The sequence below is a fragment of the Pseudomonas sp. 8O genome (assembly GCF_902506495.1).
GTDB classification, from domain to species: domain Bacteria; phylum Pseudomonadota; class Gammaproteobacteria; order Pseudomonadales; family Pseudomonadaceae; genus Aquipseudomonas; species Aquipseudomonas chaetocerotis.
Genome location: NZ_LR733264.1, coordinates 2308638 through 2329374, shown reverse-complemented (window position 1 = coordinate 2329374; position 20737 = coordinate 2308638). Strand labels below are relative to the sequence as shown.

General features: G+C 64.7%; 19 protein-coding genes. 1 reads left to right on the top strand and 18 read right to left on the bottom strand.

The features are described from left to right. Positions 1-89: 89 nt before the first annotated feature. The 10 genes from cysW to GV002_RS13520 all read right to left on the bottom strand — a co-directional run bounded on the left by cysW (position 90) and on the right by GV002_RS13520 (position 9061). Positions 90-917 carry a sulfate ABC transporter permease subunit CysW gene (cysW, locus tag GV002_RS13565; protein ID WP_160018850.1) on the bottom strand — a complete coding sequence of 276 codons (828 nt, stop codon included), beginning with the start codon at positions 915-917 and terminating at the stop codon, positions 90-92. Further along, positions 914-1753, bottom strand: coding sequence for a sulfate ABC transporter permease subunit CysT (gene cysT / locus GV002_RS13560; protein WP_160018849.1), 840 nt, complete (start codon positions 1751-1753; stop codon positions 914-916). Before cysT ends, cysW begins: the two co-directional genes overlap by 4 nt. A 280-nt stretch (positions 1754-2033) precedes the next feature. After that, the gene (cysP, locus tag GV002_RS13555) at positions 2034-3050 is read right to left on the bottom strand and encodes a thiosulfate ABC transporter substrate-binding protein CysP (RefSeq protein ID WP_160018848.1); all 1017 of its coding nucleotides are present in this window, start codon (positions 3048-3050) and stop codon (positions 2034-2036) included. A gap of 371 nt (positions 3051-3421) precedes the next feature. Further along, complete coding sequence (locus tag GV002_RS13550; RefSeq protein WP_003242436.1) at positions 3422-3637, bottom strand: TOBE domain-containing protein; 216 nt, start codon at positions 3635-3637, stop codon at positions 3422-3424. Positions 3638-3725: 88 nt separating this feature from the next. Then, positions 3726-4526 (bottom strand): aliphatic sulfonates ABC transporter ATP-binding protein, encoded by an 801-nt coding sequence (gene ssuB, locus GV002_RS13545; RefSeq protein WP_160018847.1) that lies wholly within the window; start codon positions 4524-4526, stop codon positions 3726-3728. After that, positions 4523-5317, bottom strand: coding sequence for an aliphatic sulfonate ABC transporter permease SsuC (gene ssuC, locus GV002_RS13540; RefSeq protein ID WP_160018846.1), 795 nt, complete (start codon positions 5315-5317; stop codon positions 4523-4525). The genes ssuB and ssuC overlap by 4 nt, the downstream gene beginning before the upstream one ends. A 227-nt stretch (positions 5318-5544) precedes the next feature. After that, a complete protein-coding gene (gene ssuD, locus GV002_RS13535) occupies positions 5545-6693 on the bottom strand; it encodes an FMNH2-dependent alkanesulfonate monooxygenase (RefSeq protein WP_160018845.1) in 1149 nt (382 codons plus the stop codon). Between the two features lie 61 nt (positions 6694-6754). After that, a complete protein-coding gene (locus tag GV002_RS13530; protein ID WP_160018844.1) occupies positions 6755-7735 on the bottom strand; it encodes a sulfonate ABC transporter substrate-binding protein in 981 nt (326 codons plus the stop codon). Positions 7736-7819: 84 nt separating this feature from the next. Beyond that, on the bottom strand, positions 7820-8413 hold the full coding sequence (ssuE, locus tag GV002_RS13525; RefSeq protein WP_160018843.1) for an NADPH-dependent FMN reductase: 594 nt from the start codon (positions 8411-8413) through the stop codon (positions 7820-7822). 9 nt (positions 8414-8422) lie between these two features. Further along, positions 8423-9061 carry a peroxiredoxin gene (locus GV002_RS13520; RefSeq protein WP_160018842.1) on the bottom strand — a complete coding sequence of 213 codons (639 nt, stop codon included), beginning with the start codon at positions 9059-9061 and terminating at the stop codon, positions 8423-8425. A 117-nt stretch (positions 9062-9178) separates the two neighbouring features. Between GV002_RS13520 and GV002_RS13515 the strand changes: the two genes are divergently transcribed. Beyond that, positions 9179-9634 carry a GNAT family N-acetyltransferase gene (locus GV002_RS13515; RefSeq protein WP_160018841.1) on the top strand — a complete coding sequence of 152 codons (456 nt, stop codon included), beginning with the start codon at positions 9179-9181 and terminating at the stop codon, positions 9632-9634. Here GV002_RS13515 and GV002_RS13510 read toward each other — a convergent pair. The 8 genes from GV002_RS13510 to GV002_RS13470 form a co-directional block, all read right to left on the bottom strand. Beyond that, positions 9631-10323 carry a response regulator gene (locus GV002_RS13510; protein ID WP_160018840.1) on the bottom strand — a complete coding sequence of 231 codons (693 nt, stop codon included), beginning with the start codon at positions 10321-10323 and terminating at the stop codon, positions 9631-9633. The two genes, GV002_RS13515 and GV002_RS13510, sit on opposite strands and share 4 nt — an antisense overlap. After that, a complete protein-coding gene (locus tag GV002_RS13505; protein WP_160018839.1) occupies positions 10323-12974 on the bottom strand; it encodes a sensor histidine kinase in 2652 nt (883 codons plus the stop codon). Before GV002_RS13505 ends, GV002_RS13510 begins: the two co-directional genes overlap by 1 nt. A 10-nt stretch (positions 12975-12984) precedes the next feature. Continuing rightward, entirely contained in the window at positions 12985-13542 is a 558-nt protein-coding gene (gene kdpC / locus GV002_RS13500; protein ID WP_160018838.1) for a potassium-transporting ATPase subunit KdpC, read from the bottom strand. 233 nt (positions 13543-13775) lie between these two features. Next, positions 13776-15848: a potassium-transporting ATPase subunit KdpB gene (gene kdpB, locus GV002_RS13495; RefSeq protein ID WP_160018837.1), complete on the bottom strand. Its 2073-nt coding sequence runs from the start codon at positions 15846-15848 to the stop codon at positions 13776-13778. Positions 15849-15861: 13 nt separating this feature from the next. Beyond that, positions 15862-17550, bottom strand: coding sequence for a potassium-transporting ATPase subunit KdpA (gene kdpA / locus GV002_RS13490; RefSeq protein WP_160018836.1), 1689 nt, complete (start codon positions 17548-17550; stop codon positions 15862-15864). Between the two features lie 10 nt (positions 17551-17560). Next, positions 17561-17650, bottom strand: coding sequence for a hypothetical protein (locus GV002_RS13485; RefSeq protein WP_021490657.1), 90 nt, complete (start codon positions 17648-17650; stop codon positions 17561-17563). Positions 17651-17927: 277 nt separating this feature from the next. Beyond that, complete coding sequence (gene chrA / locus GV002_RS13480; protein WP_160018835.1) at positions 17928-19262, bottom strand: chromate efflux transporter; 1335 nt, start codon at positions 19260-19262, stop codon at positions 17928-17930. 502 nt (positions 19263-19764) lie between these two features. Beyond that, positions 19765-20634: a LysR family transcriptional regulator gene (locus tag GV002_RS13470; protein ID WP_160018834.1), complete on the bottom strand. Its 870-nt coding sequence runs from the start codon at positions 20632-20634 to the stop codon at positions 19765-19767. Between the last annotated feature and the right edge of the window lie 103 nt (positions 20635-20737).

Genomic DNA, 20737 nt, shown 5'->3' with positions numbered 1-20737 from the left:
CGCTCCTACACCTCTCCCCGTGGGAGCGGCTTCAGCCGCGATAGGTCATAAAGGCTATAGCGGAGTGTCGCCCGCCAATGCCACCCTGATCACGCCTCGGCGCGTTGCATCAGGCGGCGCTGGCGCCACTCCATGAAGGTTTTCAGGAACAGCGTTAGCAGCGCCATGCACGCCAGCAGGCCGGCTGCGGTGAAGGCGGCTGCTGGTTTGTAGTCGTTGTTGAGCTGGTCGACCAGAAGCGGCAGGGTCAGGGTCTGGTTGATGATGGTGCCGGACACCACAGACACCGCGCCGAACTCACCGACCGCGCGGGCATTGGTCACCACCACGCCATACAGCAGCGCCCACTTGATCTTGGGCAGGCTGATGCGGCGGAAGATCTGCCAGCCGCTGGCCCCCAGGCACATGGCGGCGGTTTCTTCGTCCTGGCCCTGGGTCTGCATCACCGGAATCAGGATGCGCGCCACGTATGGCGCAGTGACGAACACGGTGACCATGACGATGCCCGGCCAGGCGAACATCAGCTGCATGCCGTTATCGTAGAACCAGCGGCCGATGAAGCTTTCCAGGCCATACACCACCAGGTAGCAAAGACCAGCGACCACCGGCGATACCGCGTAAGGAATGTCGATCAGCGTGGTCAGCAGCTTGCGACCACGGAAGTCGTAATGGGTCACGCACCAGGCCAGGCAGATGCCAAAGCACAGGTTCAGCGGCACGGTGATCGCTGCCACCAACAGGGTCAGGCCAATGGCGTGGAGCATGTAGTCTTCGTTCAGATTGCTCCACAGCAGCTCAAGCCCGCCGGCCAGCGCCTTGCTGAAGATCAATGCCAGTGGTACCAGCAGAATCAGCGCCACCAGCATCAGACCGAGAACTACCAGCGCCCACTGGCGCCAATCTTGAGGCTTTTTCATCGACCTTGCCGTTGCCATGCGAACAGACGCCCCTGCACGACCTGCAGGAGGAACAGAAGAATCAGCGACGCGAGCAGGATCACCGAAGCGATGGCCGCCGCCGCCGGGTAATTGAATTCCTGCAGACGGACGAAAATCATCAGCGAGCTGACCTCCGTCTGGTAGGGAATGTTGCCGGCGATCATGATCACCGCGCCGAACTCGCCGAGGCTGCGAATGAACGCCTGCGAACCACCGGTGACCAGCGCCGGGGCCAGGGTCGGCAAGATGACCTTGCGGAAGGTCTGCAGACGACTGGCGCCGAGCGTGCGCGCGGCCTCTTCGTATTCCGAGCCGAGGTCTTGCAGCACCGGCTGCACGGTGCGCACCACGAAGGGAATGCTGGTGAATACCATCGCCACCACGATACCGGCATAGGCATAGGCCACCTTGAAACCCAGCCACTGACCGATCCAGCCATTGGGCACCAGCAGCGTCGCCAGCGTCAGGCCGGCTACCGAGGTCGGCAGGGCGAACGGCAGGTCGACCAGCGCATCGACGATGCGCCGACCGGGGAAGTCGTAGCGGGTGATGATCCAGGCCAGCAACAGGCCGATCACCAGCACCGCCAGGGTCGAGTAGAAGGCCGCCGAAATGGTCACCTTGTAGGTCTGCACCACGCGCGGATCGCTGATCGCGAACCAGTACTGGCCCCAGGTCATGTCGCTGACGTACAGCAGCAGCGCCGACAACGGCAGCAGGATCACCAGCGAGAGGTACAGCACACTGACGCCGAAGCTCAGGCCGAAGCCGGGCAACAGCGGGGTCTGCAGGAAGAACAGCGTCGGTTTACTCACGAAAAGCTCGGCTCTACAAATGCAGTTGGCCGCCAAGAAGGCGGCCAACGGACCATTACGATGCTCGCGTAGGGCGGGTGCAACCCGCCACTCATAGGCTGGTGGGTTGCACCCGCCCTAACAGGCCGTTGAAAAACTACCTACGTTGGCAATACTGCGTTAAAAACGGCCTCAAAATGCTCATTTACAGCACGTAAACTGCGCTTTTTCGGCCGTTTTTGCCTTGTCTTGCCTGCCTCGCCTACGTTTTTCAACAGCCTGCTACGCCAGACCGGCGCGCTCAGCGCCCGGTCGCGAGAAGCTGGTCGAGGATACCACCGTTGTCGAAATGCTTGGCGGTGATCTCGTCCCAGGTACCGAGCACCTCGGTCGGGTTGATCAGGCGTACCGGAGCGAACTGCGCCTTGGTCGCCTCGACCACTTCCGGGTTGTGCACACGGTAGTTGTAGCGAGTCAGCAGTTGCTGGATGTCCTTGCTGTACTGGAAATCCAGGAAGGCCTTGGCCTGCTCGCGGGTGCCGCGCTCGTCGGCCACCTTGTCGACGATGGCCACCGGGAACTCAGCCAGTACGCTGACCTCCGGGACCACGATTGCCAGGTTGGCGGACTTGAACTCGTCGCCCTTGGCGATGTTGATCACTTCCGACTCGAAGGTCAGCAGCACGTCGCCCTGGCCGTTCTGGGCGAAGGCCACGGTGGCGCCACGGCCACCGGTGGGGAAGTTCTCGACGTTCTTCAGCAGCTTGCCGACGAAGGCCTTGACCTTCTCCTGGTCGCCGTTGAATTTCTCGTTGGCGAACAGCCAGGCGCCCAGGTAGCTGTAACGGGCGTTGCCGGACGTCTTCGGGTTGGGGAATACCAGCTTCACGTCATCGCGAATCAGGTCATCCCAGCTCTTGATGTTCTTCGGGTTGCCTTCGCGCACCAGGAAGGCAGTGGTGCTGTAGTACGGCGAGCTGTTGTTGGGGAACTGCTCGGCCCAGTCCTCACGCAGCAGTTTGCGCTTGGCCAGGATGTCCACATCGGTCACCTGGTTGAAGGTGACCACATCGACCTTCTTGCCCTGAATGATGTCCTGCGCCTGGCGCGAAGTGCCGGCGAAGGACTGGATGATCTTCACTTCCTTGCCGCTCTGCTGCTTCCAGTGCTCGACGAACAGCGGATTGATCTCGCCGAACAGCTCGCGGGCGATGTCGTAGGAGGCGTTGTGGAATGGCGTATCGGCGGCGGCATGGCTCAGCGAGCCCGTCAGCAGGGTGGCGCTGGCCACGCTGGCCAGAACGATCTTCTTCAGCATCTAAGGCGTCCTTCTTATCGAGAGAGGAACCTGCAGGCCAAGGCCAGTCACTTATCTGATTGGCACCAGCCTGCAGGCAGGCTATTTGATGGCGCGATTCTGCAGAAAAATCATATAGCTGAAAAATATCTTTTTATTAACCACTTATAACCAGAGTTCTTTTCTCCTGAATAAGGTCGTGCGGCCCTCGTCTCCGAGGGCTGGGCGATACCTGACTTTTACAGCTTGGCGATTGATCGTTCCTCACGCCCCGCGTGGGAATGCATCCAGAGACGCTCTGCGTCAGATGCTGATGCAGCACCAGCGCAAGCGGGCGCAAAGCGCCCAGGCTTGGGCTCCCACGCTGGAGCGAGGGAGCCGTCATCCGCCGATCAGAGTTTGGCGATGGACACCTCGGTGGATTTGACGAAGGCGATCACTTCACTGCCCACCTGCAGTTCCAGCTCGCGTACGGAACGGGTGGTGATCACCGAGGTGACGATGCCGGCGGCGGTCTGCACGTCGATTTCCGACAGCACGTCGCCGATGACGATTTCCTTGATGCTGCCCTTGAACTGGTTACGCACGTTGATGGCTTTGATGGTCATGGTGTTTCTCCTGATGGTCCACTGATGTAGCCCGGATGAAATCCGGGGAATCTTGCAACCGCTCCCGGATTGCATCCGGGCTACGGCGTCAAAGCGCCCAACGCAATTGCGTGGGCAGGGGTGATACGGGCTCCGGTGGTATGGGTAATTCAGGCTGCGCCAGCACCCGGTCGAGCACGCGCGCTTCCAGTGCTGCCAGCAGTGGCGAGCCATGCGGACGCGGGCGTACCAGCTGCACATCGAGGTCGAGGCCGATCTGGCCGTCCTCGATGAGGATCACCCGGTCCGCTACGGCCACCGCTTCGGCAACGTCGTGGGTGACCAGCAGCACGGTGAAGCCATGCTGCTGCCACAGGCGCTCGATCAGTTGCTGCATCTCGATGCGGGTCAGCGCATCCAGCGCGCCCAGCGGCTCGTCGAGCAGCAACAGACGTGGGCGGTGGATCAGCGCGCGGGCCAGCGCCACACGCTGCTTCTGCCCCCCGGACAGGGCCGCCGGCCACTCATTGGCGCGATCCGCCAGGCCGACCGCCGCCAGGGCTTCCTTGGCCTGCTTGCGCCAGTTGCCGGCAAGACCGAGGCCGACGTTATCGATCACCCGCCTCCAGGGCAGCAGACGCGAGTCCTGGAACATCAGACGAATGTCTTCACGCACGGCGTTGAGCGAACCACTGCCGGCCAGCAGCTGACCGTCGCTGGGTTGATCCAGCCCGGCCAGCAGGCGCAGCAGCGTGCTCTTGCCGCAGCCACTGCGACCAACCACGGCGACGAACTGGCCGGCCGGGATATGCAGGTCGATACCCTTGAGCACCTGACGCTCGCCGAAGGTTTTCTCGATCTTCTCGATAGTCAGGGGAATGCCCTGACGAATGTTATGCAGCGCTGTCATTGGTCACCTGCCTTGACCTGATAGGCCGGGTGCCAGCGCAGCCACACGCGCTCAAGGCCACGGGCGGCGACGTCGGCCAGCTTGCCGAGCACCGCATAGAGCAGGATCGCCAGCACCACCACGTCGGTCTGCAGGAATTCGCGGGCGTTCATCGCCAGGTAGCCGATGCCGGCGCTGGCCGATATGGTCTCGGCAACGATCAGCGTCAGCCACATGAAACCCAGGGCGAAACGCACGCCCACCAGAATCGATGGTAGCGCGCCGGGCAGGATCACCTGGCGGAACAGGGCGAAACCGGACAAACCATAGCTACGCGCCATCTCAACCAGCGCCGGGTCGACGTTACGGATGCCGTGGTAAGTGTTGAGGTAGATGGGGAACAGCGTGCCGAGCGCGACCAGGAACACCTTGGCCGCCTCGTCGATGCCGAACCACAGGATCACCAGCGGAATCAGCGCCAGGTGCGGTACGTTACGGATCATCTGCACCGAGCTATCGAGAAAGCGCTCGCCCCATTTCGACAGGCCGGTGATAAAGCCCAGCAGCAAGCCGATGCCGCCGCCAATGGCGAAGCCGATACCGGCGCGCTGGCCACTGATCGCCAGGTGCTGCCAGATTTCGCCGGAGGCCAGCAGCTCCCAGCCGGCGGCGAGCACGGCGCTGGGCGCCGGCAGGATGCGACTGGACAGCCAGCCGCTGGCCACCGCCAGTTGCCAGGCGGCCAGCAGCCCCAGCGGCAAGGCCCAGGGCGCGGCACGCAGGGCCAGTTTGTGAAGGGTCGTGTTGCGCATTTTTTGCCTCGAAGAATTCTGTTTACTCGAACCTGTGCTCCCGGATTTCATCCGGGCTACAAATCCCCTCTCCCCCATCAATGGGAGAGCCGGAGGAACATCGACCCGTAGGGTGCGCCATGCGCACCAATGGGAGCGCAGGCAATCGCGGTGCGCGCAGCGCACCCTACGATTCGGTCCGTAGCCCGGATGCAATCCGGGAAAACCTGTACCAGCGTTGCACCACCTCAACTCGCCGAAGCCGCCCTCGGCAGGATGTCGCTGGAGATCATTTCGCCGAACGGGCTGACATAGCCGCGGCTCTCCGGACGCGCAGGCTGGGCCACGTCCAGGTGCGGGAACAGCAGTTCGGCGACCCGGTACGACTCTTCCAGATGCGGATAGCCGGAGAAGATGAAGGTGTCGATGCCCAGCCCGGCGTACTCCTTGACCCGCGCCGCCACGGTCGGGCCATCACCGACCAGCGCGGTGCCAGCGCCGCCGCGCACCAAGCCGACGCCGGCCCAGAGGTTCGGCGACACTTCCAGGTTGTCGGTCTTGCCGCCGTGCAGGGCGGCCATGCGCTGTTGGCCGACCGAATCGAAACGTGCCAGCGACGCCTGCGCGCGGTCGATGGTGCCCTGATCCAGGTGGCTGATCAGGCGATCTGCCGCCGCCCAGGCCTCTTCATTGGTCTCGCGCACGATCACGTGCAGACGAATGCCGAAGCGCACTTGGCGCCCCTGCGCGGCAGCCTTCTCACGCACCTGGGCGATCTTCTCGGCCACCGCAGCCGGCGGCTCGCCCCAGGTCAGGTACAGCTCGACCTGCTCCGCGGCCAGGTCCTGCGCTGCGTCGGAGGAACCGCCGAAATACAGCGGCGGACGCGGCTGCTGGATAGGCGGATAGAGAAGTTTGGCGCCCTTCACCTGGATGTGCTTGCCGTCGTAGTCGACGGTTTCGCCTTCCAGCACGCGGCGCCAGATACGGGTGAATTCGACGGAGGCCTCGTAACGCTCGGCATGCGACAGGTGCAGGCCATCGCCGGCCAACTCGTCCGGGTCGCCCCCGGTCACCAGATTGAACAGCGCACGGCCGTTCGACAGGCGATCCAGGGTCGCCGCCTGGCGCGCAGCCACGGTCGGCGAAATGATCCCCGGGCGCAGGGCAACGAGAAACTTCAGATTCTGCGTGAGCGGGATCAGCGAGGCGGCTACCAGCCAGGAATCCTCGCAGGAACGCCCGGTGGGAATCAGCACGCCGCCATAACCGAGGCGGTCAGCCGCCTGGGCGACCTGGGCCAGGTAGCCGTGGTCGACGGCGCGCGCGCCTTCGGCTGTGCCCAGGTACTTGCCATCACCATGGGTAGGCAGGAACCAGAAAATATTGAGGCTCATGGAGTGGTCTCCTTGGATTCGCTCCCCTCTCCCGCCGGGAGAGGGGCTGGGGGTGAGGGTTCTACTGGTTCTGCGCGACCTTGGCCGGCGGATTCCAGATCACGTCCTTGATGGTCAGCTGCTTGGGGATCAGCTTCAGCTCGGTGAAGGTGTCGGCGATCTTCTGCTGCGCCTCGACCACCTCCGGGGTGATGAACTGCGCGCCGTAACCCTGGCGCTCGACGGCCTGGCGGGTGATCTCCGGGGACAGGCCGATCAGCGGCGCGACCTGACTGGTGGCTTCGTCGAGGTTGCCCTTGACCCACTCGCCGACGCCGCGGATTTCCTCGACCAGCACACCGACCACCTGCGGGTTTTTCTCGGCATAGGTGCGGGTCGCCAGGTAGAACTGGTGGTTATCCACCAGACCGCTACCGTCACGCAGGGTGCGGGCCTGCAATTGCTTCTCGGCGGCGGACTGGAACGGGTCCCAGATCACCCAGGCATCGACGCTGCCACGCTCGAAGGCGGCGCGGGCATCGGCCGGCGGCAGGTAGACCGGGGTGATGTCGCCGTACTTGAGGCCGGCGTCTTCCAGTGCACGAACCAGCAGGTAATGCACGTTGGAGCCTTTGTTAAGGGCGACCTTCTTGCCCTTGAGCTCGGCCACCGATTTGATCGGCGAGTTCTTGGGTACGAGGATCGCCTCGCCCGTCGGAGCCGGCGGCTCATGGGCGACGTAGAGCAGGTCGGCGCCAGCTGCCTGAGCAAATACCGGCGGGGTTTCACCGGTGACACCGAAATCCACGGAGCCGACGTTGAGACCTTCGAGCAGTTGCGGACCGCCCGGGAACTCCGTCCACTTGACCTCCACGCCCTGCTCGGCCAGGCGTTTTTCCAGGGTGCCCTTGGCCTTTAGCAATACCAGGGTGCCGTATTTCTGATAGCCGATACGCAGGACGCTTTTGTTATCAGAAGCAGCCTGAGCTTGAGTGATGGCGCCGAAGGAAATGGCCGCGGCAAACAGGGCGACCAGGCTTCGACGCAAAGTAATGGTGCGCATGGCGCTCTCCCTTTGCAGTGATGTCTTGGTTGGCTACCTGCTTGCCCGTTGGCGGGCGAGTAAGGCGGGGGTGTTACAGATGGATCAGATGCTCCAGCGAGCGTTCACCAGCCGGTCGTTGAGCAGGTTCGGGTCGATCGGCTTCGGCCGTCGCGCCAGGGCTGCGCCCAGTTGTTCCAGAGCCTCATCGAGACGTTCGCGCAACTCGTCGTCGATCTGCGCGGGCCTGTCCCCTTCCGGGTAGGCGATCTGCTTGTCCACGGCGAACACGCCGGAGAGCATTTCCTGCGCCTTCAGCGCGGCCAGCACCGGCTTGAGCGCGTAATCCACAGCCAGCAGATGCGCCGGGCTGCCACCACTGGCCAGGGGCAGTACCACCTTGTGCGCCAGGGCACGTTCGGGCAGCAGGTCCAGCAGCACCTTCAGCGCACCGGTAAACGATGCCTTGTATACCGGCGTACCGACCACCAGGCCATCGGCGCTGGCCACCACAGCCTGCAGCTGCTGCACTGCCGGGCTGTCGAAGCGGGCATGCAGCAGATCCTCGGCCGGAAAATCCCGCACCCGTAGCCAACTCACTTCCACGTGCTGCGCCTCGAGGCGTTGGCGTACATGGTCCAGCAGCACTTCAGTGCGCGAGCGCGCCGCAGGGCTACCGGATAGCAACACGACATGCATGGTCAGTCCTTAGCGGTTCGGTTGCGGCGTCAGACGCAGATAGGGCTTCACTGCGCGATAGCCTCTCGGGAAGCGCTCGGCGATCTCGGCCTCGTCCTTCAACGACGGCACGATCACCACCTCTTCACCGTCCTGCCAGTTGGCCGGGGTGGCCACCTTGTAGTTGTCGGTCAGCTGCAGCGAATCAACCACGCGCAGGATTTCATTGAAGTTGCGCCCGGTACTGGCCGGATAGGTGATGGTCAGGCGCACCTTTTTGTTCGGGTCGATGACGAACAGCGAACGCACAGTCAGGGTGTCGTTGGCGTTCGGGTGGATCAGGTCGTAGAGGTCGGACACCTTGCGGTCGGCATCGGCGATGATCGGGAAGTTGACCACCGTGTTCTGCGTCTCGTTGATGTCATCGATCCATTTGATGTGCGAATCCACCGGGTCGACCGACAGGGCGATGGCCTTGACGCCGCGCTTGGCGAATTCGTCCCTGAGCTTGGCGGTAAAGCCCAGTTCGGTGGTGCACACCGGCGTGAAGTCGGCCGGGTGGGAGAAGAGGATGCCCCAGCTGTCGCCCAGCCACTCGTGGAATCGAATGCGGCCTTCACTGGAATCCTGTTCGAAGTCAGGGGCGATGTCGCCCAGACGGATGCTCATGATCGTGCTCCTTGGCAGTAGCTTGCGTGGTGCTCACTATGCTCAGGAACCAATCGAAACAAAAAGAATAAATAATGATTTATTTATAACCAAAAAGTTATTCAAGGAAGGTTCGTCATGCCCACCCCAAGCCTGCACAAGGTTCCCAGCGAACAGGTACCGATAGCGCTGCTGCTGGAGGCCGACCCCAGCCCCAGCGTCATCGCCCGCTATCTGCAGGAGGGTCATTGCGTGGTCGCACGCCTGGGCGAAGCGACTGTCGGCGTCTACGTGATCAAGGCCCTGACGGCCGACACCTGGGAACTGATGAACATCGCCGTGGCACCCGAGCACCAGGGCCAGGGCATCGGCGCCCTGCTGCTACGCCACGCCATCGAGCAGGCCCGGCAGCTCGGGGCGCAGCGACTGGAGCTGGGCACCGGCACCTTCGGTCACCAGCTGACCTTCTACCAGCGCGCCGGTTTTCGCGTGGTGGCGGTGGAGCCGGATTATTTCCCGCAGCACTACCCCGAGCCGCTGTTCGAGAACGGCCTGCAGCATCGGGATCGTTTGCGCCTGGCCTTGGTACTTTAGGCGGGCTCGCGCAGGCGATAACCCACACCGGCCTCGGTGATCAGGTAGCGCGGCGCGGCCGGGTCGTCGCCGAGCTTCTGCCGCAGGTGGCCGACCACCACGCGCAGGTAGTGGCTGTCGCCGACGTGGCTGGGCCCCCAGATGTCGCGCAGCAGTTGTTGCTGGGTCACGACCCGGCCGAGGTGCTGGGCGAGCAGCGCCAGCACAGCATATTCCTTGGGCGTCAGGGCGATTTCGGCGTCGTCGAGGGTGACCCGGCGGTAGGCCAGATCGATGTTCAGCGCGCCACAGACGATGCTCGCCGGCAGCGCTTCACGCCCCTGGCCCTGGCGCAGCAGCACGCGCACACGGGCGAGGAACTCCTGGATGCCGAACGGCTTGGTCACGTAGTCATTGGCGCCGCCATCCAGCGCCAGCACCTTCTCGCCCTCGCTGGCGCGCACCGAGAGCACCAGCACCGGCACCTGGCTCCATTCGCGCAAGCCGCGCAGTACCTGCTGGCCGTCGAGGTCGGGCAGGCCGAGGTCGAGCACGACGAGATCGGGGTTGTGCAGTGCCGCCTGGGCCAGGCCGTCTTCGCCGTTCGCCGCCTCCAGCACCCGATAGCCCTGGGCGCTAAGGGCGATGCGCAGGAACTTGCGAATCTGCGCCTCGTCGTCGATCAGCAGAATGTTCGGCCCTTGGCTCATCAGTCTTCCTCGGCGGCTTGCGGTTGCGCGGTCAATGGCAGGTGCAGGGTCAGGCTGGCGCCACGGCCGTCGAGCCCCTCGCCGACCGTGACGCGGCCGCCATGGGCACCCACCATACCCTGGCAGATCGCCAGGCCCAGGCCCGTACCCTGGCCGCCGCGATCACCCCGCGCTGCGGTGTAGAACATGTCGAAGATCTTCGCCCGTTCCGCCTCGGGAATGCCAGGGCCCTGGTCGGCGACGACGAAGCGCAGCGCCTGTTCATCGTACTCCAGCGCCACGCGCAGACGGCCACCGGGCGGCGAGAAGCGCGCGGCATTCTCCAGCACGTTGATCAGTGCCTGCTCGATCAGCGCCGCGTGCACGTACAGCAGCGGTGGTTCCGTCGGCAGTACGCATTCGACCTGCAGCGGCGCTAGCACCGCGCGCAGGCGTTGCAGGGCGCTGGCGACGATGTCGCTGGGCGCCACCCAGTCGCGCGCCAGTTTGAGCCCGCCATGGCCGAGGCGGGTCATGTCGAGCAGGTTCTGGATGTAGCGGTCGAGGCGCTCGGCCTCGTCTCGGGTGCCCTCCAGCAGCTCGTTACGATCCGCCGCAGGGATCGCATCGCCCAGCGCCAGCAGACTGTCGATGGAGCCGCGCATGGCCGTCAGCGGCGTGCGCAGGTCGTGCGACACCGAAGCCAGCAGCGCGCTGCGCAGCTCCTCGGTCTGCCCATGCAGACGCGCCGCTTCCAGCTCCTCGGCCAATTGCGCACGGGCCAGGGCCTGCGCCAGCGGCTGGGCAAGGGCAGCCACCAGGCGCCGACGCTCGTCCGCCAGCGGTGTGCCGTCGGCGCTCTGCAAACCGATCAGCAGCAGCGGTCCCTCCTCGCCACACAACGGCCACCACCACCAGCGACTGCTGGGCAGGGTGTCGGTGCCGAGGCCGGCAGGTTGCTCGTGCTGCCAGGCCCAGTCGGCGGCGGCGCGTTCGGCATCGGGCAACTCGGCGGGCAGCCCCCCCTCATGGCGCCACTGCCCATCAGCGCTGCGCGACAGCAGGGTCAGCTGCATGTCCGCCCAGCCACCCAATTGCTGCTCAGCCACCGCCAGCACGGCCTGGCGGTCGGCAGCAACGGTGAGCTTGCGCGACAGCTCCAGCAGCGCCGTGGTTTCGCCCTGCGCCTGCCGCAGCGCCTGCACCTGGCGCCGCTGGCGGCTGGCCAGGTTGCCGGTCAACCCAGCCATGAGCAGGAAGAACAGCAGGGTCAGCACGTCTTCCTGACGCTGGATGCGCAGGGTCAGGGTCGGCGGGATGAACAGGAAGTTGTAGGCCAGGAACGACAGCCCCGAGCACGCCAGCGCCGGCCCCAGGCTGCTGCGCACCGCCACCAGCAGTACGGCGGCGAGGAACACCAGGGAGATGTTCGGCAGCTCCAGCACCCGCGCCAGGCCGAGGGAGATCAGCGTGGCGCAGGCAGTCGCCAGTGTGGCCAGCAGGTAGTCGCGCCAGCGCGGGGCGATGCGCGTGCGCCGGCCAGCCCGTGGCTGATCACCCGCCGCATCCAGCACACTCACCTCCAGCCCGGCCCCGGCAGCCAGCAGGCGCTCGCCAAGACCGCGACCGAACCAGCGCCGACGCAGGCGCCGCGTACTGTTGCCGACCAGGATCAGGCTGGCGCGGCGCTCGCGGGCATGGTCGAGCAGCGTGCGCGCCACCGAGTCGCCGTGCAGCGTCACCACCTCGCCACCGAGGCGCTCGGCCAGGCGCAGCGCGGCTTGCAGACGGCCACGCTGCTCCTCGTCCATGGCCTGGCGGCCGTCCACGTGCACCACCGACCAGGGCAGATGACGACGCTCGGCCACCCGACAGGCATGACGCACCAGACGCTCGGCCTCGCCATCGCCATCAACACCCACCAGCAGGCGCCCGAGCACGCTGGGCGCGGCCTGGCCGAGCTGGCGGTAGCGTTGGTCGAGGTCGGCATCGACCCGCGCGGCGGCGGTCTGCATGGCCAGTTCGCGCAGCGCAGTCAGGTTGGTCGGCGAGAAGAAGGCGTCGATGGCCGCGCGCGCCTGCTCGGGCATGTACACCTTGCCGTCGCGCAGGCGTTCGAGCAGCTCGCGCGGCGGCAGGTCGACCAGCTGGATCTCGTCGGCTTCCTGCAGCACCCAGTCCGGCACCGTCTCGCGCACCTGCACGCCGGTGATGTCGCGGACGCGGTCGTTGAGGCTTTCCAGGTGCTGGACGTTGACCGTGGTGTAGACGTCGATGACGGCAGCAAGCAGCTCCTGCACGTCCTGCCAGCGCTTGGCGTGGCGGCTGCCGGGGGCGTTGCTGTGCGCCAGCTCATCGACCAGCGCCAGCTTGGGTGGGTCGGCGAGCAGACCGTCGAGGTCCATCTCGCTGAGTTCAAGACCGCGATACGGCAGGCGCAGCGGTGGCTGCTGTGGCAGCCCCAGCAGCAGCGCCTCGGTCTCGCTGCGGCCGTGGCTTTCCACCACCCCGGCGCGCAGCAACACGCCCTGGCGCAGTTGCGCATGGGCGGCCTGGAGCATGGCGTAGGTCTTGCCCACGCCCGGCGCCGCACCGAGAAACACCTTGAGCCGGCCACGGCCTTCGCGGGGCAGGTCGGCGAGCAGCGCTTCGGCGCGCAGGCTGTCGTTCATCGAGCACTCGTCACTGGGAAGAAGTGGATGGATTGTCGACCAGCGCCAGGTTCAGAGCCAGCACATTGACCAGCGCCGGGCCGAACAGCGGGCGCTCGGTGTGCGCCTCAACCAGGCGCAGCAGCTCGGCTTCGGCCATGCCACGGGCCTGGGCGATGCGCGGCACCTGCCAGGTGACGGCCTCAGGTGACAGGTGCGGGTCGAGGCCGCTGCCCGAGGTAGTGACCAATTGCATCGGCACCGGCGTGTCACCGGCAAGGCCGGCGCTGGCCTGCTCGATGCGGGCAAACAGCTTCGGGTTGCTGGCCGCCAGGTTGCTGGCGCCGCTGGCCACGGTGGCGTAGTCACCGGCCGAGGGGCGCGACTGGAACCACTGATCACCATCGAAGGCCTGGGCGATCAGACGGCTGCCGCGCACCTCGCCGGTGTCGTCGCGCACCAGGCTACCGGCGGCCTGATCGGGAAAAGCCAGGTGCGCCACGCCAGTGACGGTCAAGGGATAGGCGACCCCGACCAGCAAGGTCATGAAGGCCAGTGTGGTGATGGCAGGGCGGATTGAGTCGAGCATGATGAGTCTCCTGTTCAGATTGCCCCGGATTGCATCCGGGCTACGTCGCTTGGCTTGTGTCATTCGTCTTGGCACCGTGCCTGGCCATTTCGCGGATAAATCCGCTCCTACCGACCATGCATCCAGGCGCAGAGATGCTCTTGTAGGAGCGAATTCATTCGCGATGGTCTTGGCGCCGTGCCCGAACATTTCGCGGATGAATCCGCTCCTACAAGAACGTTCAAACAACGCGCCTACACCCAGCCCAACCCCACCAGCAGCAGGTCGAGCAGCTTGATGCCGACGAAGGGCGCGACGAGCCCGCCCAGGCCGTAGATCAGCAGGTTGCGCCGCAACAGTTGGCCGGCATCCAGCGCGGGGATGCGCACGCCGCGCAGCGCCAGCGGAATCAGCGCGACGATGATCAGCGCGTTGAACACGATGGCCGAGAGGATCGCGCTCTGCGGGCTGTGCAGCTGCATCAGGTTGAGCGCGCCGAGCTGCGGGTAGATGCCGGCGAACAGCGCCGGAAGGATGGCGAAGTACTTGGCCACGTCGTTGGCCACCGAGAAGGTGGTCAGCGCGCCGCGCGTCACCAGCAGCTCCTTGCCCACCTGCACCACGTCGATCAGCTTGGTCGGGTCGCTGTCCAGATCCACCAGGTTGGCGGCCTCACGGGCGGCCTGGGTGCCGTCGTTCATCGCCAGGCCGACGTCGGCCTGGGCCAGCGCCGGGGCGTCGTTGGCACCGTCGCCGCACATCGCCACCAGCTTGCCTTCGGCTTGCTCGGCGCGGATGCGCGCCAGCTTCTTCTCCGGCGTGGCCTCGGCGATCACGTCGTCCACACCCGCCTCGGCGGCGATGGCGGCGGCGGTCAGCGGGTTGTCGCCGGTCACCATGACGGTGCGGATGCCCATGGCGCGCAGCTCGGCGAAACGCTCGCGGATGCCCGGCTTGACCACGTCCTTGAGGTGGATGGCGCCGAGCAGGCGCCCATTCCCGGCCACCAGCAGCGGCGTGCCACCACTCTGGGCGATCTTCTCCACCTCGCGCGCCAGCGGCGCCGGCAGGTCGTCACGCCCCAGGTCGAGGTAGGCCAGCACGGCGTCCACCGCACCCTTGCGATAAGCCACGCCACGCACGTCGGCACCGGACAGGCGCGTCTCGGCGCTGAAAGCGATCAGCGTCACGCTCGCGCGGTCGGGCACCTCCATCGTGTGCAGCGCCGACAGGTACTCGACGATGGACTTGCCCTCCGGCGTGTCGTCGCCCTGCGAGGCCAGCAACGCCGCCTCGGCCAGTTCCAGCGTGGACACACCCGGTGCCTTGACCATGGCGCTGCAACGGCGGTTGCCGAAGGTGATGGTGCCGGTCTTGTCCAGCAGCAGGGTGTGCACGTCGCCAGCGGCCTCCACGGCGCGGCCGGACTTGGCAATGACGTTCAGACGCACCAGGCGATCCATGCCGGCGATGCCGATGGCCGAGAGCAGGCCGCCGATGGTGGTCGGGATCAGCGTCACCAGCAGCGCCGCCAGGTAGATCAGCGGCAGATCGCCGTCGGCGAAACGGGCGAACGGCTGCAGCGTGGCCACCACCAGCAGAAAGATCAGGGTCAGGCCGATCAGCAGGATATCCAACGCCACTTCATTAGGCGTCTTCTGCCGGCGCGCGCCTTCGACCAGGGCAATCATGCGGTCGAGGGTGGACTCGCCGGGGTTGGCGCTGATTCTGACCAGCAGCCAGTCCGACACCAGCCGGGTGTTGCCCGTCACTGCCGAGCGGTCGCCACCGGACTCGCGGATCACCGGCGCGGATTCGCCGGTGATGGCGGCCTCGTTGACCGCCGCCACACCTTCGATCACCTCGCCGTCACCGGGGATCAGGTCACCGGCCTCGACCCGCACCACATCGCCCTTGCGCAGGCTGCTGGCCGGTACGGACTGGAACTGCGCACCGACCTGCTTGCTCGCCATCAGCCCCTGGCTGCCGGACTTGAGGCTGTCGGCGCGGGCCTTGCCACGGCCCTCGGCCAGCGCTTCGGCGAAGTTGGCGAAGAGCACGGTGAACCACAGCCACAGGGCGATCTGCACGCCCAGGGCGGTGCTCACCGCACCTGCTTCTGGACGGACGAAGGGGACGAAGCACAGCACGCTGGTGACCAGCGCTGTCAGCTCCACCACCAGCATCACTGGCGAGCGCACCAGTTGGCGCGGGTCGAGCTTGACGAAGGCCTGTTTGAGGGCCGGGCGCCACAGCGCGCCGAGGCCGGTCTGCGGCTGGCTGCTGGACGATTTGACGCTGCGTTGCGCCGTTACGGGGGCATTCATCACGGTTTCTCCTTCAGAACGCCAGGTATTCGGCCAGCGGGCCCAGGGCCAGCGCCGGCATGAAGGTCAGGCCACCCACCAGGAGGATGGTCAGGGTCAGCAGCACGACGAACAGCGGCCCATGGGTGGGAAAACTGTTCTGCCCCTGCGGCGCGGCGCGCTTGGCCGCCAGGCTGCCGGCAATCGCCAGCACCGGCAGGATGTAGCCGAAGCGCCCGAGCAGCATGGCCAGGCCGAGCATCAGGTTGTGGTAGGGGGTGTCGGCGGTGAAGCCGGCGAAAGCCGAGCCGTTGTTGCCGGTGGCCGAGCCGTAGGCATAAAGCGCCTGGCTGAAGCCATGCGGGCCGGGGTTGCCGATGGACGCCGCAGGCCCGGCGAAACTCACCGCCAGGGCGCCGAACACCAGCACGCCGACCGGCATCACCAGCAGTGTGGCGACCATCAGGCGCACCTCGCGAGCCTCCAGCTTCTTGCCCAGATAGGCCGGCGTGCGGCCAATCATCAGGCCGGCGAGGAACACCGCGATCAGCACGAACAGCAGCATGCCGTAGAGGCCCGCACCGACGCCGCCGAAGACGATCTCGCCAAGCAGCATGTTGACCAGCGGCACCAGCCCGCCCAGGGCGCTGAAGCTGTCGTGCATCGCGTTCACCGAACCGTTGGACGCCGCCGTGGTGGTGGTCGCCCAGAGCGCCGAGGCGAAGCTGCCGAAGCGCGCCTCCTTGCCCTCCAGCGAGCCGACCTGCTCGATGGGCAGCCCCGCCAGCGCCGGGTTCGGCTGCAACTCCGCCCAGGCGCAAACAGCCAGGCCGATGACGAACAGCACCAGCATGCTGGCCAGGATCGCCCGACTCTGGCGCAGGTCACGCACGTAATGGCCGAAGGTGAACACCAGCGCCGCCGGAATCAGCAGGATCGACGCCAGCTCCAGCAGGTTGCTGAGCGCCGTGGGGTTTTCGAACGGATGCGCCGAGTTGACGCCGAAGAAGCCGCCGCCGTTGGTGCCCAGTTGCTTGATCGCAATCTGGCTGGCCGCCGGCCCCATCGGCAGGGTCTGCTCGCTGCCTTGCAGGGTAGTGGCCGAGACGTAGTCGCTGAAGTTTTGCGGCACGCCTTGCCACACCAGCAGCACCGCCAGCACCAGGCACAGCGGCAGCAGGCCGTAGAGCACGGCGCGGGTGATGTCGACCCAGAAATTGCCCAGGCGGTCGCTGGACTGCCGCGCCAGGCCCCGGCACAGCACCACCAGCACCGCCAGACCCACCGCCGGGCTGACGAAGTTCTGCACCCCGAGGCCGAGCATCTGGCTGAAATAGCTCAGCTGCGCCTCACCGCTGTAGGCCTGCCAGTTGGTGTTGGTGACGAAGCTCACCGCCGTGTTGAACGCCAGTGGCAGGCTCAGTCCGGCGAGCTGCTGCGGGTTGAGCGGCAGAGCGCCCTGCACCAGCAGAATGCTCATCAGCACCAGCAGGCAGACCAGGGTGAAGGCCAGCAGCGCCAGGGCGTAACCGCGCCAGCTTTGCTCACGCTCCGGGTCGACGCCGGCCACGCGGTAGCACAGGCGCTCCACCGGCTGCAGCACCGGGCTGAGCCAGGTGCGCTGGCCCTCCATCACGCGGTAGAAGTAGCGTCCGAGAAAAGGTGCCGGCGCCAGCACCAGCAGGAAGAAGGCCGCCAGCAGCAGCCAGTCGTAGTCGTGCATGGCCGTCTCCTCAGCCACGCCCGGCGGTCAGCAGCGCCGACAGCAGGTAGGCGAAGAGGCCGACCACCAGGATCAGCGACACACCATCGATTGCGTTCATGTCCAAAGCTCCACGATGCGGGGAATCCGCTCGCGAGCATTGTCGAAAGGCTGGCCGTAAAGATTCGATTGGCGCCCCGCCGCCGGGGCGTAAAGAAATCGTATTGATGCAGTGGGATCAGCCCTGTGGGAGGCGCTTGAGCGGCGACTTATCCAGGCGGCTGCGACTGCATGAACGCATACCCGTAGGGCGGGTTAGCGGCGCAGAACACCGCTCCTACGGCCGCGCACCAACCTCAAGCGCCGCGTAACCCACCAAGCGATCGCAAGCCCACCACTCAAACCAACACATACACCACCAACCCCACCAGCGCACAGGCCACCAGCGTCTCGATCACCCCGCGCTTGAAGCCCAGCAACGCCACGCCCGCACCGAGGGTAATCAACGCCGACACCCAATCGAACGTGCCGGTGAAACCGTCGGGCCAGAGCACGTGATAACCGAAGAACAGCGCCAGGTTGAGGATCACCCCAACCACGGCAGCGGTGATCCCGGTCAGCGGCGCGGTGAACTTCAACTGCCCGTGGGTCGACTCCACCAGCGGCCCGCCGGCGAGGATGAACAAAAATGACGGCAGGAAGGTGAACCAGGTGACCAGCACCGCCGCCAACGCCCCGCTGGCGAAGGCCGAATCGCCGCCGAACACCGGCTGGCCATAGGCACCGACGAACGCGACAAACGCCACCACCATGATCAACGGCCCTGGCGTGGTCTCGCCCAGCGCCAGACCATCGATCATCTGTCGCGGCGTCAGCCAGCCGTAATGCTCGATGGCACCTTGATACACGTAGGGCAGCACCGCATAGGCTCCGCCGAAGGTCAGCAGCGCCGCCTTGGTGAAGAACCAGCCCATCTGCGTCAGCGTGCCCTGCCAGCCGAACGCCAGGGTCAGCAGGCCCATCGGCAACAACCAGAGCACCGCACCGACCAACAGGATCAGCGCCAGCCGGCTGGAGCGAAAATGCGTGTGCGCCAGGCGCGTCTCGTCATCGATCAATGCCGGCGCATGCGCCCCGACCTTCTCGCCATGGCCACCACCGACCGCGAAGTGCTGCGGCGCCAGTCGTCCGCCGATGTACCCCACCAGCGCCGCGCCCAGCACGATCAGCGGGAACGGCAGTTGCAGGGCGAATATGGCCACGAAGGCCGCCGCCGCGATGGCCCACAGCCAGACGTTCTTCAAAACCCGACCGCCGATGCGCCAGGCCGCTTGCACCACGATGGCAGTCACCGCCGGCTTGATGCCATAGAAAATCCCCGCCACCAACGGTACGTCGCCGAACACCAGATAGACCCAGGACAGCACAATCAGGATAAACAGCGACGGCAGCACGAACAGCGCACCGGCAATCACCCCACCCCAGGTGCGGTGCATCAGCCAACCGATATAGGTGGCCAACTGCTGCGCCTCTGGCCCGGGCAGCAACATGCAGTAATTCAGCGCATGCAGAAAGCGCCGTTCGGACAGCCAGCGGCGCTTCTCCACCAACTCCTGATGCATGATCGAAATCTGCCCCGCCGGCCCGCCGAAACTGATCAGCCCCAGCTTCAGCCAGAACCAGAACGCCTGCAGCAAACTGACCGGGGTGGGACGTTCAGGCAATTCGGACATTAGAGGGTTCCAGCGGCTGCAAGTCGACCGGCCACTATAGCCACGAAACATGACAGCCGCGCGACTCCGCACGAAAAATCACCAGCCTCACGCAGCCCTTGCCCCACCTGGCCTGGAAGAGTTTTCCCGCATCTTATCCACAATGCTTTCCCCAGATTCTGTGCACGACACCCGCCAACAAGCCACCACCCTGCCCGGCTGTTGTAAAACCGAGCCAAGTGATTGATTAAAAGCGATATTCCGCCTGGCAATAACGCCAGCGAAGCATCATTGGACAAAAACTGAACGGCCTGCCGAGACCCGCTTGGATGCTAGGCGCGGAGGGCTTTTGCAAAGGTTATCCACAGCGCTGTTAACAGAATTTGTGGGTGGTTATGGAGAGGTCTGGACCCGGGCTACGAAGGGCCAGCACGTGCGTCGCTGAGGTAGGAGGCTTCGTCGAGGTCATGGGTGACCAGCAACACGGCGATCTCGTAGCGGGCGGCCAGTTCCACCACCAGATTTATAGCTTTTTAAACTCATTCTGCAGCAGCTCAGCAAATGCATCCTTGGCTCGGTGAAAACCTACATGCTTGTTCCATACGAAATAATTCTGCACAGGCGATAACTGGCTAAAGGTATAGCCACTGATATTCCCAATTTTCTTGAACTGTTCGAAAACCCCTACAGGTACCAGGGAAACGCCTGCCCCGGCACTGACGCAACCGAGGATGGTTCCATAACTGGCGATGCTGGTGATCGCAGTCGATACGTGGTGCTCATTCAGCCATCCTTCAAGTGCACGTCGATACGGGCACCCCTCAGGCCACATGAATATGTTCATCTGCTCCAAATCCTGTGGCGTACGTATTACCCCGACAGAGGGAGATGCAATCATGACCAGCGGCTCCTTATAGACCTCCACCTGAGCAATATCTGGATGTGTTGTATTGACTGCGATGATTGCACCATCCAGGTTATGCCCTACCACATCATTGATTAATTGAGACCATGTCCCGGTGCTGAATTGCATCTGCACATCGGGATAAAGATGATGGTACTTGGATAATAAAATCGGTAATCGCCCTGTGGCTGCGGACTCGATAGCACCGATCTTCAGCACACCAGAGGGCACTGCATCCGGGGCGAGTGCTCTTTTGGCTTCCTGACATACTGCCAGAATCTTATTGGCATAGCCGAGAAACAACTCGCCCGAGGGACTGATGACAAGACCTCGGCCTTTGCGAATGAACAGCGCCACACCCAACTCCTGCTCAAGGAGCTTGAGTCGATTCGTTATATTGGATGGAACACAGTGCAGCACTTTAGCGGCCTGTACGATGCTGCCATGATCGGCAACCACCTTGAACATTTTCAGCTGTGACAATTCCATTGCAACACCGCTCACTAAAAGTGAATAGACAACTAACTATAAGTTACTTGTTCAGCACACTCAATCAACTTAGCGTTATCGAGCCAACTCAGCCGTATTGAGC

Coding starts and splice junctions, on each gene's coding strand:
- GV002_RS13530 (WP_160018844.1), bottom strand. CDS start 7,735: ATGCGCACCATTACTTTGCGTCGAAGCCTGGTCGCCCTGTTTGCCGCG.
- GV002_RS13515 (WP_160018841.1), top strand. CDS start 9,179: ATGCCCACCCCAAGCCTGCACAAGGTTCCCAGCGAACAGGTACCGATA.
- GV002_RS13510 (WP_160018840.1), bottom strand. CDS start 10,323: ATGAGCCAAGGGCCGAACATTCTGCTGATCGACGACGAGGCGCAGATT.
- cysP (WP_160018848.1), bottom strand. CDS start 3,050: ATGCTGAAGAAGATCGTTCTGGCCAGCGTGGCCAGCGCCACCCTGCTG.
- ssuD (WP_160018845.1), bottom strand. CDS start 6,693: ATGAGCCTCAATATTTTCTGGTTCCTGCCTACCCATGGTGATGGCAAG.
- GV002_RS13485 (WP_021490657.1), bottom strand. CDS start 17,650: ATGAACGCAATCGATGGTGTGTCGCTGATCCTGGTGGTCGGCCTCTTC.
- GV002_RS13550 (WP_003242436.1), bottom strand. CDS start 3,637: ATGACCATCAAAGCCATCAACGTGCGTAACCAGTTCAAGGGCAGCATC.
- GV002_RS13470 (WP_160018834.1), bottom strand. CDS start 20,634: ATGGAATTGTCACAGCTGAAAATGTTCAAGGTGGTTGCCGATCATGGC.
- ssuB (WP_160018847.1), bottom strand. CDS start 4,526: ATGACAGCGCTGCATAACATTCGTCAGGGCATTCCCCTGACTATCGAG.
- cysW (WP_160018850.1), bottom strand. CDS start 917: ATGAAAAAGCCTCAAGATTGGCGCCAGTGGGCGCTGGTAGTTCTCGGT.
- GV002_RS13520 (WP_160018842.1), bottom strand. CDS start 9,061: ATGAGCATCCGTCTGGGCGACATCGCCCCTGACTTCGAACAGGATTCC.
- ssuC (WP_160018846.1), bottom strand. CDS start 5,317: ATGCGCAACACGACCCTTCACAAACTGGCCCTGCGTGCCGCGCCCTGG.
- ssuE (WP_160018843.1), bottom strand. CDS start 8,413: ATGCATGTCGTGTTGCTATCCGGTAGCCCTGCGGCGCGCTCGCGCACT.
- kdpA (WP_160018836.1), bottom strand. CDS start 17,550: ATGCACGACTACGACTGGCTGCTGCTGGCGGCCTTCTTCCTGCTGGTG.
- kdpB (WP_160018837.1), bottom strand. CDS start 15,848: ATGAATGCCCCCGTAACGGCGCAACGCAGCGTCAAATCGTCCAGCAGC.
- kdpC (WP_160018838.1), bottom strand. CDS start 13,542: ATGCTCGACTCAATCCGCCCTGCCATCACCACACTGGCCTTCATGACC.
- GV002_RS13505 (WP_160018839.1), bottom strand. CDS start 12,974: ATGAACGACAGCCTGCGCGCCGAAGCGCTGCTCGCCGACCTGCCCCGC.
- chrA (WP_160018835.1), bottom strand. CDS start 19,262: ATGTCCGAATTGCCTGAACGTCCCACCCCGGTCAGTTTGCTGCAGGCG.